The sequence below is a fragment of the Nostoc sp. genome (genome assembly GCF_036917415.1).
Taxonomy (GTDB): Bacteria; Cyanobacteriota; Cyanobacteriia; order Cyanobacteriales; family Nostocaceae; genus Nostoc.
The window spans coordinates 1-16,115 of record NZ_JBALDJ010000077.1 but is presented as its reverse complement, the minus strand read 5'-3'; the positions used below and the strand labels follow the sequence as shown (position 1 = coordinate 16,115).

Genomic DNA, 16,115 nt, shown 5'->3' with positions numbered 1-16,115 from the left:
CAAATTTCGGTAGATTTTCGTCCCCGAAAACAGCACTAAACTCAAGATTGAGAACTGAAGTTACTGAAAAAATCGATTTAGTCAGGTAAAAGTTATGGCAAATATCATTGGAACCAACGGTAACGATACCTTAGTGGGTAGTGATGACGCGGACACGATTAAGGGTCTTGCAGGCAACGATACTATCACAGGTAACGATGGCAACGACACCTTAACAGGTGGTGGCGGTAAGGATCAATTTGTTTACAACCTCACTGGCGGCACTGATATAATCACTGATTTCGGTGGTATAGGTAAAGGCGTAAATACCTCGGCAGCAGTCATTGCCGAAGTGGACACCCTAAAATTCCCGGACTATGACTTCTTCAGTGCCAGAAATTTGCTCCTTACCCAGAATGGCAGCAATCTGGAAATCGGCTTTGAAGGGGCCGGTCAGACCATAATCATCCTGCAAAACTTCAAATTAGAAAACTTCAAGAATCTAAAAGCTTCTGGGACAACACCAGCGATTGGCAATATCTTGTTTGCATACCAAACTAGTATCACCGACAGCTTTCATGTCCTGGATGCCAACTCCACTGATACCAACCTGGGCATCAAGAACACGGTGACTTTCCTTAATGACCTTGACAACAACATTACGGGTTTAGACGACTCAGATGATGTCGTCAATGGTCAGGGGGGTAATGACAAAATCGACGGCAAGAGTGGCAATGACTTGCTGCGGGGTGGCGCGGGCAATGATACTCTCATTGGTGGCGCCGGAAATGACACTCTCATTGGTGATACGGGCAATAACTTTCTTGTTGGTGGTGCAGGTGACGATGAATTGAATGCTGATTCATCAACAGGCAATAATACCCTCAATGGTGGTGCTGGTAACGATTACTTGATTGCTGACAGTTCAACAGGGGATAACCTGCTCTTTGGAGGGGATGGCAATGACATCTTCTCTTTGAGAACCCCATCTACTACCTCCTCTTCTTTAGTAACTCAAACGGTAGATGGAGGGATAGGTGAAGATTCCTTGTCCGTCGATTACTACTATAGTACGGGGGGAATCACCTCGACTTTCAATGCTGCTACTAACATTGGCTCGATTAGAGGGGGTACGGATCGAGTTAACTATAAGAATATCGAAAGATTAAATATCTTAGGTACAGCCTACGATGACAATATTGTGGGGACTAATGGCAACGATTATCTCTCTGGGGGCGGTGGCAATAATACGATTGTTGGCGGTGAAGGTAACGATGAATTAAATGCTGATTCATCAACAGGCAATAATATCCTCAACGGTGGCGCTGGTGGTGATCGCTTAAGTGCTACTTCTTCAAAAGGTAATAACCTGCTCTCTGGTGGCGATGGCAATGATTCTCTTGACGTATCTGGGTATATTGACGACTTCTTGGAGAACAGATATATCAAACCCACCTCTGGCAATAACACCCTCAACGGTGGCGCTGGTGACGATTCCTTGAGTGCTGACGTTTCAACAGGCTATAACCTACTCTCTGGTGGCGATGGCAATGATTCTCTTAATGCCTATGGCGCCTCTGGTAATAACACCCTCAATGGTGGCACTGGTGACGATACCTTGGCTGTTTTCAATTCAACAGGTAATAACCTGCTCTCTGGAGGGGATGGCAATGACAGCTTCTCTTTTACGGCCCCATCTACTGCCCCCTCTTCCTTAATAACTCAAACGGTAGATGGAGGGATAGGTGAAGATTCCTTGTCCGTCGATTACTACTATGCTGCTACCGAGGGAATCACTTCGACATTCAATGCCACTACTAATAGCGGCTCAATTACATCAGGCACGAATCGGGTTAACTACAAAAGTATCGAACAACTAAATATCAGAACTACAGCCTATGATGACAATATTGTCGGGACTAGTGGCAATGATACAATAGGTGGGGTCAATGGTGGCAATGATACAATAGATGGGGGCAGTGGTGACGACTTGTTGTCGTTCGGTAATGGTGCTACCGAGGGAATCACTTCGACATTCAATGCTACTACTAATATCGGCTCGATTACATCGGGCACGAATCAGGTTAGCTACAAAAATATCGAACGATTAAATATTTTTGATACGGCTTACAATGACTTGATTGTGGGGAGCAATGGCAACGATACGATAGGTGGGGTCAATGGGGTCAATGGGGTCGATGGTGGCAATGATACAATAGACGGGGGCAGTGGTGACGACTTGTTGTCGTTTGGTAACTATTATAATACTACCGAGGTAATCACTTCGACATTCAATGCCACTACTAATACTGGCTTGATTACATCGGGCACGAATCAGGTTAACTATAAGAATATCGAACGCTTAAATATTTTTGGTACAGACTACGATGACTTGATTGTTGGGAGCAATGGCAACGATACGCTCGCCGGGGGACGTGGAAATAACACGATTCTCGGCGGTGCAGGTAAGGATTACTTGAGTGCTGACTATTCAAATGGTAATAATTCGCTCTCTGGTGGTGATGATAATGATTCTCTTAACGTCTCTGGCTCCTACGACGACTACCGAGGCGATTTTTATCTTGATGCTATTTCTGGTAAGAACACCCTCAATGGTGGCGCTGGTGACGATAACTTAGTTACTAACTATTCATCAGGCAATAACCTACTCTCTGGGGGCGATGGCAATGATACTCTGACAGCCGCTGGTTCAGCCTCCTTATATTCCTCATACGGAGCTTATACTGTCTCTGGCAATAACACGCTCAATGGTGGTGCTGGTGGCGATCGCTTGATTGTTGATTATTCATCAGGCGATAATCTACTGGATGGAGGCAATGGCAATGACTACCTTACAGCCTCTAGCGCCACTGGTAAGAACACCCTCAAAGGTGGTAATGGCAATGACTACCTCACAGGTGGCAATGGTAATGATAGCCTAATTGGAGGAGCTGGTACTGATACTTTTGCTTTCAATAGTTACAATCAAGGCGTTGATAATATTTATGACTTCAATGCGACTAATGAACTGATTCAGATATCGGCTGTTGGTTTTGGTGGCGGATTATCAACACCTTCACTTAAGACAAGTCAGTTTACCCTTGGAACATCTGCAACCACAAGCAATCAACGATTTATCTATGACAATATTACAGGTGCATTGTTCTTTGATGGTGATGGCAGTGCGTCTGGGTTTACTCAGGTAAAATTTGCACAAATGTCTGCTGGATTGTCACTAACAGAAAAGAATTTTGTGGTTGTTTAATTGTAATTAGCGCTCTTGTATAAGTAGGTCGGTGGGAATATTTATAGTTGGGATGAGGCAGGAGGCAGGAGGGAAGAGGGTTTTAGTCTATTTAATTTTTCTTAACATAGTTTTGTTTTTCCACACCGTTCTACTTAACTTGAGGTACGAAATGGGAGGTTATATTTTGAGCACCTCCCATTAGATTTTTCAACAGAGATAGGAGTGAAAACAATACGGTTCGGATAAGATCCCCCCGCCTGTGGCGACCCCCTTAAAAAGGGGGTAATTAGAAGAAAAAGCCCCCCTTTTTAAGGGGGGTTGGGGGGATCTTCGAGCAATAAACACGTTAACCGAACCGTATTGGGAGTGAAAAAGAATGTAGAAACGTCGCACTGCAACGTTTCTACAAGGGTTCTGGATAACGCATATTTAATTTCACTCCTATGTCTATGGTTTTCACCAATTTGCGGCGATAGTAATTACCTGCTCCACGAAATAACAATAGAACTTTCCATAACTACCAGTAGAGATTTTTATGAATGAAGATTGAGTTAGACATTTCTTAAATGCTAACGTCTACAAGGTGACACAGGATTTGGAGTGGTTTTTTATAGTATGAAGCATAGACACAAAATAGCTTTTAGCTTGACATCATTGATCGGTTTCAATTTAATATCTAGCTTAGTTGTATTTAATGAGGCGAACGCCGCGCCACCGAGAACCCCAGACAAAAGTGTAAATTGCGAGATTTTAGTTGTGGGTGGTGGACTTTCTGGTGTAGCCACGGCTTACGAGGGGTTGCTAGCAGGGCGAACAGTTTGTCTGACAGAAATTACTGACTGGTTGGGAGGACAAATTTCTGCTCAAGGGACATCTGCGTTAGATGAACGCCCAACTCAACGAGCTCTCAAATTCTATTCTCGCGGCTATCTGGAATTACGAAACCGCATTGGGCGTAAATACGGTAAGCTGAACCCCGGTGACTGTTGGGTAAGTGAATCGTGTTTTCTTCCCCGCGATGCTCACACTATTTTGACCCAGATGCTTAAAGATGCGGAAAAGCAGGGCAAAGGGAAGTTGCAATGGTTTCCCAACACGGTAATTAAGGATTTGGAAATCGCTGCTGATGGCAAAATAATTAATAGTGCGATCGCAATTCAACATCAACCACCAAAAGGCGCACCACCTCTCAATACTTTTACTTTATCTCAAAGTATTGAAGATGCTTATAGCTACGAAAACTCATCTCGGTTTACCAAAACGATTCTCCGTTTCATCCCCAAAGCAGTAAAAGAGGATGCTCCTAAATGGTATGTCGTAGATGCTAGCGAAACTGGAGAAATTATCGCTCTTGCTGATGTTCCCTACCGATTAGGTATTGATGCCCGTTCCTACCTAGAACCTTCTGCTTCTAGCACCAACAACGACCCTTATTGCCCTCAAGGCTTTACCTACACCTTTGCAATGGAGGCCACCAAGGAACCGCAACCGCAGACAATGCCTGCATTTTATCCAGAATATGCGCCATATTTCAGCTATGAATTGAAGCGACTGGCTAACTTTGATTTAGTTTTTACCTATCGTCGCATTTGGAGTCCAAACAAAGGGAAATCAGAAAAATTCGGCGGTGTCAGTTTTACTGCACCGACACCAGGGGATATCTCGATGCAAAACTGGACTTGGGGTAACGACTACCGCCCCGGAACAGCCCAGGATAACTTAATTTATACTCGTCAACAATTACAAGCGACTGGACAGTTAGAACCAGGGGGATGGATGGGAGGACTGCGGACAGAAACCCTCCGCAAGGCTGAGGAAAATGCTTTATCTTTCTATTATTGGTTGGTAGCTGGAACTACAGATTCTCAACTAGGGGATGGTGTAAAGCAGCAGCAACCCAATAACCGCTTTGTTTCCGGTTTAAATTCGCCAATGGGGACAATGCATGGCCTATCGAAATATCCCTATATGCGAGAAGGACGGCGGATCGTTGGCCGCCCCAGTTGGGGACAATCTGAAGGCTTTAGTATTGGGGAAATTGATATTTCCCGTCGAGATTATAATGATGAGTATTACTCAAAGACTCTGCCAGCAGATATGTATCGTCGGCTACGAGCAGCAGTTGCAGGTTTGGAAGCAATATCAGTAATTGACGGTAAAGTTCCACCAGACAAAGCAATGCGACGGACTCGTTCTACCATTTTCCCCGATGCTGTGGGTATTGGTCACTACGCCATAGATTTCCATCCTTGCATGGTAAATAGTCCTCCAGAAGCCCCTGGGAACACAGAACGTCCAGGCGAAAGACGTGGTGCTGGTCAAGCTTATCCCTTCCAAATTGCTTTGAGGGCGATGATTCCCCAGAAAATTGATAATTTGCTGGTAGGTGGTAAAAGTATTGCAACTAGTCATATTGCTGCTGCTGCCTATCGAGTACACTCCTTTGAATGGTCATCTGGCGCAGCTGCCGGAACTGTGGCTAGTTTTGCACTCAAAAATGCGATCGCACCTTACCAACTAGTCGATGATTTACCTAAACAAGAGCTACAACTAGAAGCACTCAAACGGCTTTTGCAACAAAATGGCAACCCTACCGCCTTCCCAGATACATCTATTTTTAACGAAAACTGGGATAATTGGAAATAGATAGTCATTTGTCATTGGTCATTGGTCACTTGTACTGAGCGAAGCCGAACTATTGGTCATTGGTCATTTACTAAGGACAACGGACAAATGACCAATGACAACTGACTGACATGAACTAAACTAATTACTTATAGTGTAGTTTTGTAAAATTATCTTGACCAATTGTTTTATGGTTATGACACTTTCAGCAGACGTTTACGGGATGGCCACAGCACCAACAATAGCTCCTGAACGGTCTAATCAAGTTACCCGTAAGACTTATCCGAATTACAAAGTGATTGTATTAAACGATGATTTTAATACATTCCAACACGTGTCTGAATGTTTAATGAAATATATTCCGGGGATGAGTGGCGATCGCGCATGGGATCTGACTAATCAGGTACACTATGAAGGTCAAGCGATCGTCTGGGTCGGGCCCCAAGAACCTGCGGAACTCTATCATCAGCAGCTGCGCCGAGCAGGTTTGACAATGGCACCTCTAGAAGCAGCTTAATTATCATGGGCAAACCCACCGCAGATCCCCTCCGCACGGCTTCACAAAAAGCCGCCAGACTGGTTTGGAATCACTCAACACACCTTTCTGGTCTTATCCCTATTTTAGAACGTCTTTGTCAGCAACATGGTATCCAAACTGTGACGCCGGGAGTGATTGGGCGGTCAAAAGGTCACTGTCCAAAAATGCAACTGCGCGTTTCAGTACCCATTCGTGGCGGCTATAAAGTCATTGCACGGCAGGGGAAAACGGTACAAGAGGTATTTATTTTGACAACTTTGCCCCAGGATCAACTAGAAGCTGCATTAGCGATCGCCATGAGATGTTAATCATGCCCAATGCCCAATGCCCCATGCCCAATAACTATTCCTCAACCCGATGTACTGCAAATTTGTGTAGCGGCAGACTAACAATGCAAGAAAAAGTTAAGAAATATGACAGAGCTGTAGTTATTTTCAAAGTCATGACTACAGATTCCCAATCGGGTAAAACTATTTTTTCTATGCCAAAAGCTACACAGTAAACTAGCCAGTAACTAAAGCTCATTCTAAACAGAATCCGTTCTGTTTCTTCCATCTCATTTGTTTGCTCCTTACTGTTCCACAGTAACAACAGTCCAATAATGCAAGCTACAAAGGAAACAGCAACTACAAATTCGTGACAAAATATATTTAACGAATGCATTTGTGTTTATTCCTACATTTTTTCAGTTGAAACTCAGTCTAAAGGAATATTCCTTGCAGATATACAAATTATTTACAAACCTCAATAGATTCCAATACTGCTCGGTTAAGATCCCCCCGCCTGCGGCGACCCCCTTAAAAAGGGGGTAAAAGAGGATTGTAAGCCCCCCTTTTTAAGGGGGGTTGGGGGGATCTCCAGGGCTAAATATCACTAACCGAGCAGTATTGCAATAGATTCAATACTGCTGAGTGAAAAATCTCACTTGCAACTCAGCACTCATAACTCCATTAACCTGCAAGACTAGGGCGTGTTTTCAAACTATAACCATAACAAAATGGAGGCGATCGCGATCATGGCTGTATAATTTGCTGCAAGTTTTTCATATCGGGTGGCAATGCGACGAAATTGTTTGATTCTGTTGATAGCCCGCTCAACAATGTTGCGTTGACGGTAGATTTCACGGCTAAAAGGGCCTCGTCGCGGTTCATTTGAGAGTCGTGGAATAGTTAGGCGGATACCACGACGGCGAAGGTAATTACGTATTCTCCGACCTGTGTAACCTTTATCTCCAACTAATCGTAAAGGACGTAAACGGGGACGACCACGCCCAGAACGCTTGACTTGTCCTTGTTCCATCAATTGTTCTAGAAAAATTGACTCGTTTCTTTGACCTGGACTGAGAATAAAAGTTATGGGTTTACCTTTACCCTCACACCTAATGTGTATTTTTGTACTGAAACCACCCCGGGAACGACCTAGTTTCTCCTCTTCTTCGCCCCCTTTTTTCCACCAGCTGCGTGCTGATGGGCGCGTACAACTGTGCCATCCACATAATGAACTTGCCAATCTAGGTTTTGTTGTTGGTCTGCGATCGCTTGCAGTTGTTCTAAAATTTGCTTCCAAACTCCAGCTTTTTGCCATCGGTAAAACCTTGTGGCTACTGTCTGCCACTTTCCATAACGTTCTGGCAAGTCCCGCCAAGGCGCTCCGGTTCTCAGTATCCAAAGAATGCCATTCACAACTGTGCGGTGGTCATTATTTGGCTTACCTGTTTTAGGTTTTTGTAGTGGTAGTAAAGGTTTTAACCTCTCCCAACGTTCGTTGCTTAAGTCTCCTCTATTTATCATCATCACAAAGCGATCGCATCTTTTTTAGGATACAACGAGTTTGAAAACACGCCCTAGGGTGGGGTAAAACCCTGGTTAATCAGGTATTTCAGACTTATGTGTACACCGTAGCCCAATTTGGGAGAGGGATTTAGGGTGAGGGCTTTTGATAAACATAATTTTGAGCCACTTTCCAATAGCGCGAGAACCGTTTCAAGTCTATATAGCCGTCATAGTCAAAAAATGGTTCTACCTGTAACACTTCCACTGCTATAGAACGCTCCATTTGATTACAGATATCATCAAATCGAGGGCTAGGACTATCGGCTGTGACAACTAAATTGGCATCATGTTCTTGAGCAAAAGCTAAAATTTCTTGTGCTACATTGCCACGACGAATAACAACAGGTAACTCTAGCAAACATTCGTAGATAAAAGTTAGACGTTTAAGACTCAATTGCCATTCCTCTATCAAAGCCTCATCCCAAACCCAGATAACTGGGGCATCAGGATATTTTTGCAATGTAGGATTATTTGGACTGAGGCAATCTCCATGTACCCAAACAATTGGTTTATTCATTTTTTACCTTTCTTTCCACGTTGCCAACTTTGGCTATTAGCTTGTTTGCTAAATTCGCCTTTGGGAAAAAGTCGCTGTTCTAATTCTTCATAACTGCCTTCAAAATCACAATGACCGTAAAGGGAGCATTTCTGACAATAAATGCTTTTGGTGTAGCGTTCTAAGTTTTCACGGTTGAAAAAATACGGTTTCTGACTAAAAGTGCTAGTAACCCACTGCCATGACATATTATTACTAGCAGGATCTCCATCTAAAAGATGTTCAAGAAACCATTTGGCTCCTGCTTGCCAACGAATACGCCGCCAATGGACAATGTAGGCTGCTAGCCACATTCGTCCGTGGTTATGTAGATAACCAGTTTCTCTCAAATCACGACTGAAACTGTCAATGCAAACTCTGCCTGTAGTTCCTTCTCTAATATCTTGTGGCAATTTCGGTGCATATTCGCTCACAATATAACCAGTTTTGTACTCTTCCTGGTCTTTCCAGATTTCATCCCCTAGCTTCATATACAATCGTTGCCAGTAGTCGCGCCAACCTAACTCGTTAATTAGTTTCGTAGCTTCATCTTGGTTTTGTACCTGGTCAAGGACATAATCTCGAATTTCTCGCAAACTCAAAACGCCATAGCGGATGTAAGGCGAAAGTCGCGTGACTGCACCTGTAAAGAAATTACGTGTTTTGGCATAGCCTATTGGGTCAATTTTTTGCAGCGCTTCTTGTGCCGCTTTGCGTCCCCCTAGAGTTTCGCTGATGTGGTCATCGCGTTCTGCTGCACCTGGGAATTGTTCGCGTAGGTAGGCTAGCAACTCATCGCGGTTGGTAAATTGGCGTTGCATATCTTTAGTCATGTGAACTTTGAAGAGTAAGAATAGATAAACAAAAATACTTGTAGGTTAAGTCATTATTATCGCGAATAAATATAAGCGATCGCTCTCACCCTGATGAGAGAACTTAAGCAAAGATGAATGAGTGCGATCGCATTGATGCCTATTTTCTTCAGCTTCTCAGTAAGTAAAGCTAAGATATCAGATAAATCTGTCACTTTTATGCAAATCGCCTTGCTGCTGATGAATTGGTGACGCTGGTAAATACGCAATATCGCTCAACTTATGTACAATTCTAAAGCGATGTCTACGACGAGCTACGCTTACGCAATCTCTCCTACCTTCATTATGAGCAACATTCCCCAAGTCGGACAACCAGCGCCAGATTTCTCTACTCCTGACCAAAATGGCAATTCAGTCACTCTCGACGACCTCAGCAGTCAGTGGATTGTCCTCTACTTCTACCCCAAAGATGACACCCCCGGTTGTACCACCGAAGCGAAAGATTTCACCGAGTTGTATCATGACTTCAATGCACTGGAAGCGAAAATCTTAGGCGTAAGTCCAGATTTAGGTAAGTCCCATTGTAAATTTATTAGCAAACATAACTTGTCAATCACCCTTTTAAGTGACCCAGAACATCTTTTAATTGAAGCCTACGGCGCTTGGCGATTGAAAAAATTTATGGGCAAAGAATTTATGGGTGTTGTTCGCTCAACCTTTTTAATTTCACCTGATAAAATTATTGTCTATGCTTGGCCTAATGTAAAAACGAAAGGTCATGCTCAGGCAGTTTTAACTAAATTACGGGAATTAGCAGCCACGTGACGCAACTAGATGCAGATATAGTTACAGCAATGCTACGTAGTATTGCTCTAGAAACTCTCAGCGTGATAATTAAAGTAAATAATTAGACTTTTTGCAATTTGAAATAAACATGATTCAAATGAATTATATAAAGTTTTGAATATATGAAAAAAATAGGTCAAGTTTTAAGTTAATTATCTTTGCTATTCCTATTTATGTTCATACTGGAACAGTGTCATAATACTTATATTGCATCTTTTAAATAAATTATGGTTCAATTTATCCAAACACAAAATGTCAGGCTTGCCTATTTGGAAGAAAGATTTAGCCTACAGCTAGCCGAAGATGAGTTATTCTTCACAGAATGGTTTGAAAATTTACCAGAAATTACAAATTTAGAAAAGCCAGATTTAGACAGAATAAAACTTCATTATCTCCGTTTGGTAAAGCGTCCCCCTTTGTCAGAAGAAACGGTGAAATTAGTAGTTTTATCTCCTTTACTCAATTTAGCTGGATTTTATGATGAGCCTTTTTATATCAGAGGGGAACAATCAATAGAACTTTCTGCGGAAGATAAAGGCGAAATTATTAGAGGTAGAATTGATATTTTAGTTATTCAAGAAAGATTTTGGTTGTTAGTAATTGAATCTAAAAGGTCTAGCTTTTCTCTTTTAGAAGCCATACCTCAAGCACTTGTTTATATATTAGCTAATCCTAATCAAGACAAACCTAGTTTTGGATTAGTAACAAATGGTAGTGATTTTATTTTCTTGAAACTGACCAAAGAAAATCAACCCAAGTATGCTATGTCTGACCAATTTACACTTTTGAAACGAAAAAGTGAACTTTATCAGGTTTTAAGTGTATTAAAAAATTTGAGTCAAATTTTGAGTTAATTTATGTCTATTCGTCCTATATACCTTGATTCCCACGCTACTACGCCCGTAGATGAAAGGGTACTAGCAGCAATGATTCCTTACTTCACAGAAAACTTTGGCAATCCAGCAAGTATTAGTCATGTTTACGGTTGGGAAGGAGAAGCTGCTGTTAAGCAAACGCGAGAGATTTTAGCAGCAGCAATCAACGCCACTCCAGAAGAAATTGTGTTTACGAGTGGTGCAACAGAAGCAAATAATCTAGCTATAAAAGGTGTTGCCGAAACTTATTTTAAAAAAGGTCAGCATATTATTACTGTTGCCACTGAACATAGTGCAGTAATTGACCCTTGTAATTATTTAAAAAGTCTTGGTTTTGAAATTACTATTCTCCCTGTCCAAAAAGATGGATTGATTGATTTAATTGAATTAAAAAAAGCTTTACGTCCTGAGACGATTTTAGTATCGGTGATGGCTGCAAATAACGAAATTGGTGTGTTACAGCCTTTGGCAGAAATTGGGGAAATGTGCCATGAATACCAAATCCTATTCCACACCGATGCAGCGCAAGCTATTGGTAAAATTCCCTTGGATGTGCAAGCGACGAAAATTGACTTGATGTCGCTCACAGCACATAAAGTATATGGGCCCAAAGGTATTGGAGCGCTGTACGTCCGCAGGCGCAACCCCAGAGTACAACTAGCTCCCCAGCAGCATGGCGGCGGACATGAACGGGGGATGCGTTCTGGTACATTGTATACACCGCAAATTGTCGGCTTTGGCAAAGCTGTAGAAATCGCTTTGGCTGAACAAGCAACAGAAACCCAACGCCTCTCCCAGTTAAGACAAAAATTGTGGGAACAGCTTTCGCAAGTTGAAGGTATTCATCTCAACGGACATCCTCAACAGCGATTGGCAGGAAACTTGAATATCAGTGTTGAAGGAGTGGATGGAGCCGCACTTTTGCTAGGATTACAGCCAGTAATGGCAGTTTCTTCTGGATCTGCTTGCTCGTCGACAACTACTGCACCTTCCCATGTTCTCACAGCATTGGGACATTCAGAAAAGTTAGCTTATGCCTCGGTGCGGTTAGGTATTGGCAGGTTTAATACAGAAGAGGAAATTGATATTGTGGCGAAACATGCGATCGCTACCATTCAAAGTTTACAAAATAAACGGTAAGCATGAAAGCCAGCAATGGCTCTTTTTTAGACAATCGCAATCACTTTTATAAAACTAGATATTATCTGGGCGATCGCCCATATCAAAAACATTAAATTCAATCCCGTCTAACTTCACCCTCAAAGCCTCTAATAAGAGGTTTACCCTTTCTTCAATAAAAATGGTTAGGGCATTTTCTGGAAGTGCATCGCCTCTTGACCATTCAAGAATGATCGTAGGTATAAGATGAGAGCGTAGGACTGCTTCTAAACCAGGCTCATCATATTCTTTGAGATAATCTAATGGATTTTTATCGCTAATTTTCAAATTAGTTATTTGAGACAGATAGGCAATATTCATCAAGCTGTCACATTCTATTTGACTAGCAATGCCAGTCTGTTTAATAAAGTTAACTGGAAATATGTGGTGTAAGTTAGGTTTATCTGTTAGCAGATAATAAACATCAGACAAAATATCTCTATGAGGTTTTGCCCAATCTTGCGGCTTGTGGTTTGCATAAAATGATAGTATTGCTCTGGATAAGCGACCTCTATAACTGTAGAAAGATTTTCTGAGAGAATTCTTATCAATATCAAATTGATTGAATGAGTAAGTACTATTAGCCTTTTGTTGATTAACAAAGTATATATGTTCCCAGAGATGAGTAGTGTTTGTTAGTAAGTCTGCATTATGAAAACTATAGTACCAAAAATACTTACTTAGAAAACTATAATCTGGTTTATGATTACGATAAAAATATGCTGTAATAGTCAGGTAGAAATATCGGTAAGGGATTAATCTTCCACCTTTAATATGTAAAATATTATCAAAAAAATCAAAAGTTTTTGCAACTGCTATTTTAAAATCAGACCATACAGTTTCAATATGCTCTGTTTTTAGTTTATTAAGATACTTGTCAGTAATATTAAGAGATTTTTCAAATAATCAATAATACTATTATCATCTGGCTTAATCCGATTAGTGTATGTAAACATTGAATTAACCTTACTTAAGTTTGAGTAAATATCAAGATTGGTGTGTGAATTTTACTCAGCTTAGTAAAATTCCATACAAGGTTAACTGAGATTTAATTAAATGGCAACTCAAATTTTAGAAAATCTCTGCAAACTTTTCTCCATGCCAAGGTTGCCTTGTAAGCCGCCTGTGTGTACCAGCAACAAGGAATCGCCTTTACAAAAAAATCCCTGCTGTAGTAAATCCATCACTCCGTAAAACATTTTGGCGGTATATACGTAATCAAGGGGTACGTCATGTTCCTGTGTAAACTGCTGGCTGAACAGTAGCAACTCATCGTTTACCTTTGCATAGCCGCCAAAGTGGTAATCACACACCAATTCCCAGGAAGCGGGAGAACTATATGATGTGGGTAAACCAGAGGCGAGGTAATTTGTCAATAAACTTTCGATTTCTTGTGCGAGAAATGCCCCATTTTTTAGTACGGGAAAAGCGATCGCTCTTTGTCCTTCATGCAACGAAAGCGTAATACCAGCTAGTGTAGTAGCTGTACCGCAGGCTACGCATATATGATTAAATGCGTAGGCGTAGCCAGCCGTAGGCATCGCATCACTAATTATCTCTATGCAGCCGCGCACACCATTTAAATTACTCCCACCTTCGGGAATGATAAACACCTCGCCCAAACGTTGTCGCAGAGATTCCTTTAACGCTGGTGTGTTGCCCTGTCGATACATCTCGCGGTTCAGGTACACAAGCTGCATACCCTGTTCTACAGCAAAACTCAGTGTCGGGTTTAATGGTAGCCTCTCCTCCCCACGAATTACGCCGATGGTGCGAAAACCGAAAAGATTACCAGCCGCCGCAGTTGCATAGAGGTGATTGGAATAAGCGCCACCAAAGGTTAGCAGCGTTGTAAAGTTTTTCTCTTTGGCCTCTAAAAGATTGTATTTCAGCTTAAACCACTTATTGCCGTTAACCCACGGGTGCATAAGATCGAGGCGCAGCACATACAGATCAACACCAGCGTGACGGGCGATTTCGCTGTTGATTTGTTGTAGAGGAGGAGGAAAAAAGGTTAACGACATGCGTAAACATTCTAACTTAGTATTTACATTTTCTCACATCCATTATTGAAGATAAAAGTAATGATAAACATTGAGCAATTCAATGGTAAATCAAGCTAAATGATGAATAAAAATTTCTGATGATTAGCTTTAAAAATTGGCATTTTACTAATTGAGTGTTTCAGGTAAATATAAGAAACATAACACTCGCTCCAGATAATATTCTTTTTGGAGAAAAGAAATGGTTGCACTCACACAGCTTACTCAAGTTATTTCCAATCCTGGACGTTTGACGATTGAAACTGTTGAAATTGCTCCTCAAACGACTGCTATACGTTGTCTTGATTGGGATAGAGAACGTTTTGATATCGAGTTTGGTTTACGGAATGGTACAACCTATAATTCTTTCTTAATTCAAGGAGAAAAAATTGCCTTAGTTGACACATCTCACCGCAAGTTTGAGCAATTATATCTTGAGATACTGGTGGAATTAATCGATCCGGCTAAGATAGATTACTTGATTATTAGCCATACAGAACCTGACCACAGTGGCTTAGTGAAAAATATTTTAGAATTAGCTCCCTCCATTACTGTTGTTGGTGCTAAGGTAGCTATTCAATTCCTAGAAAATATGGTTCACCAGCCTTTTAAATCAATCCAGGTAAAAAGTGGAGAGCGATTAGATTTAGGCAACGGACACGAATTAGAATTTATCTCTGCACCTAACTTACATTGGCCTGACACCATTTTTACTTATGACCACAAAACTAGCACTCTCTACACCTGTGATGTGTTTGGGATGCACTATTGTGATGACCACACTTATGATGAAAATCTCATCTTACTTGAGGAAGACTTTCAATATTATTATGATTGTCTGATGGGACCCAATGCTCGGTCTGTTTTGGCAGCTTTAAAGCGGATTGAAAAGTTAGAAATAGCAATAGTTGCTACAGGACATGGCCCTTTATTACAACACTATATCTCTGAATGGCTCGGACGCTATCAAAACTGGAGTTTAGAACAAGCAAAAATAGAGACTTTAGTGGCTCTATTTTATGTTGAAGATTACGGATATAGCGAGCATTTAGTCCGTACCATAGCTCATGGATGCGCGAAAACAGGACTAGCAGTAGAATTAGTTCCTCTTAATAGTTCCGAGCCTCAAGAAGTTCGAGAATTAGTTGCACAAGCCTCTGGTCTAGTAATTGCAATGCCACCCCAATCTTCGGCGATCGCTCATGCTGCTTTAAGTACAATTTTAGCTGCTGTTCACAAGAAGCAGGCAATTGGTTTATTAGAGTCGGGAGGTGGAGAAGATGAGCCAATTTATCCATTACGTAATAAGTTTCAAGAACTGGGATTAACTGAAGCTTTTCCACCTATTTTAGTTAAGGAAATCCCTACCCAAGCAACGGAACAACTTTGTGATGAAGCGGGGATAGATATGGGTCAATGGTTGACCCGCGATCGCACCATAAAACAAATTAAATCTATCAATACTGAGCTAGAAAAAGCTTTAGGGCGGATTAGCACAGGATTGTATATTATCACCGCCAAAAAAGGAGAAATTCAGAGTGCAATGTTTGCTTCTTGGGTGACACAAGCGAGTCTTGAGCCTTTGGGAGTAGCGATCGCAGTATCCAAAGATCGGGCAATTGAATC

At 41.6% G+C, this 16,115-nt stretch carries 14 protein-coding genes and 1 pseudogene; 8 read left to right on the top strand and 7 right to left on the bottom strand.

Going from position 1 to position 16,115, the window contains the following annotated elements; translation table 11 throughout:
• Nucleotides 1–94 precede the first annotated feature (94 nt).
• The 4 genes from V7K41_RS15960 (at nucleotide 95) to V7K41_RS15945 (ending at nucleotide 6,697) form a co-directional block, all read left to right on the top strand.
• Entirely contained in the window at nucleotides 95–3,244 is a 3,150-nt protein-coding gene (locus tag V7K41_RS15960; RefSeq protein ID WP_334849640.1) for a beta strand repeat-containing protein, read from the top strand.
• A 597-nt stretch (nucleotides 3,245–3,841) separates the two neighbouring features.
• A complete protein-coding gene (locus tag V7K41_RS15955; protein WP_334849638.1) occupies nucleotides 3,842–5,872 on the top strand; it encodes an FAD-dependent oxidoreductase in 2,031 nt (676 codons plus the stop codon).
• Between the two features lie 169 nt (nucleotides 5,873–6,041).
• Nucleotides 6,042–6,368, top strand: coding sequence for an ATP-dependent Clp protease adapter ClpS (gene clpS, locus V7K41_RS15950; RefSeq protein ID WP_321162424.1), 327 nt, complete (start codon nucleotides 6,042–6,044; stop codon nucleotides 6,366–6,368).
• Nucleotides 6,369–6,373: 5 nt separating this feature from the next.
• Complete coding sequence (locus V7K41_RS15945; RefSeq protein ID WP_334849637.1) at nucleotides 6,374–6,697, top strand: DUF2103 domain-containing protein; 324 nt, start codon at nucleotides 6,374–6,376, stop codon at nucleotides 6,695–6,697.
• 34 nt (nucleotides 6,698–6,731) lie between these two features.
• Here the strand turns inward: V7K41_RS15945 and V7K41_RS15940 are convergent, their stop codons facing one another.
• The 5 genes and pseudogenes from V7K41_RS15940 to V7K41_RS15920 form a co-directional block, all read right to left on the bottom strand.
• On the bottom strand, nucleotides 6,732–7,052 hold the full coding sequence (locus V7K41_RS15940) for a hypothetical protein (protein ID WP_334849635.1): 321 nt from the start codon (nucleotides 7,050–7,052) through the stop codon (nucleotides 6,732–6,734).
• 318 nt (nucleotides 7,053–7,370) lie between these two features.
• A pseudogene (locus V7K41_RS15935) lies at nucleotides 7,371–8,179 on the bottom strand (IS5 family transposase).
• A 130-nt stretch (nucleotides 8,180–8,309) separates the two neighbouring features.
• Nucleotides 8,310–8,738, bottom strand: coding sequence for a hypothetical protein (locus tag V7K41_RS15930; RefSeq protein WP_334849633.1), 429 nt, complete (start codon nucleotides 8,736–8,738; stop codon nucleotides 8,310–8,312).
• Nucleotides 8,735–9,589 carry an FAD-binding domain-containing protein gene (locus V7K41_RS15925; protein ID WP_334849631.1) on the bottom strand — a complete coding sequence of 285 codons (855 nt, stop codon included), beginning with the start codon at nucleotides 9,587–9,589 and terminating at the stop codon, nucleotides 8,735–8,737. The genes V7K41_RS15930 and V7K41_RS15925 overlap by 4 nt, the downstream gene beginning before the upstream one ends.
• Before the next feature lie 56 nt (nucleotides 9,590–9,645).
• Nucleotides 9,646–9,783, bottom strand: coding sequence for a hypothetical protein (locus V7K41_RS15920; RefSeq protein WP_334849630.1), 138 nt, complete (start codon nucleotides 9,781–9,783; stop codon nucleotides 9,646–9,648).
• A gap of 130 nt (nucleotides 9,784–9,913) precedes the next feature.
• Here V7K41_RS15920 and bcp point away from each other — a divergent pair, with 130 nt between their 5' ends.
• The 3 genes from bcp to V7K41_RS15905 all read left to right on the top strand — a co-directional run bounded on the left by bcp (nucleotide 9,914) and on the right by V7K41_RS15905 (nucleotide 12,429).
• Nucleotides 9,914–10,393 (top strand): thioredoxin-dependent thiol peroxidase, encoded by a 480-nt coding sequence (bcp, locus tag V7K41_RS15915; protein WP_334849651.1) that lies wholly within the window; start codon nucleotides 9,914–9,916, stop codon nucleotides 10,391–10,393.
• Nucleotides 10,394–10,641: 248 nt separating this feature from the next.
• Entirely contained in the window at nucleotides 10,642–11,268 is a 627-nt protein-coding gene (locus tag V7K41_RS15910; RefSeq protein ID WP_334849628.1) for a type I restriction endonuclease, read from the top strand.
• Between the two features lie 3 nt (nucleotides 11,269–11,271).
• Entirely contained in the window at nucleotides 11,272–12,429 is a 1,158-nt protein-coding gene (locus V7K41_RS15905; protein WP_334849626.1) for a cysteine desulfurase family protein, read from the top strand.
• Nucleotides 12,430–12,483: 54 nt separating this feature from the next.
• Here V7K41_RS15905 and V7K41_RS15900 read toward each other — a convergent pair whose 3' ends face one another.
• Both V7K41_RS15900 and V7K41_RS15895 read right to left on the bottom strand, forming a co-directional pair.
• On the bottom strand, nucleotides 12,484–12,879 hold the full coding sequence (locus V7K41_RS15900; RefSeq protein WP_334849624.1) for a hypothetical protein: 396 nt from the start codon (nucleotides 12,877–12,879) through the stop codon (nucleotides 12,484–12,486).
• Between the two features lie 632 nt (nucleotides 12,880–13,511).
• Nucleotides 13,512–14,471: a 1-aminocyclopropane-1-carboxylate deaminase/D-cysteine desulfhydrase gene (locus V7K41_RS15895; protein WP_334849622.1), complete on the bottom strand. Its 960-nt coding sequence runs from the start codon at nucleotides 14,469–14,471 to the stop codon at nucleotides 13,512–13,514.
• A 220-nt stretch (nucleotides 14,472–14,691) separates the two neighbouring features.
• Between V7K41_RS15895 and V7K41_RS15890 the strand changes: the two genes are divergently transcribed.
• Nucleotides 14,692–16,115 (top strand): MBL fold metallo-hydrolase (locus V7K41_RS15890; RefSeq protein ID WP_334849621.1); only part of this gene is annotated, 1,424 nt, incomplete at its 3' end.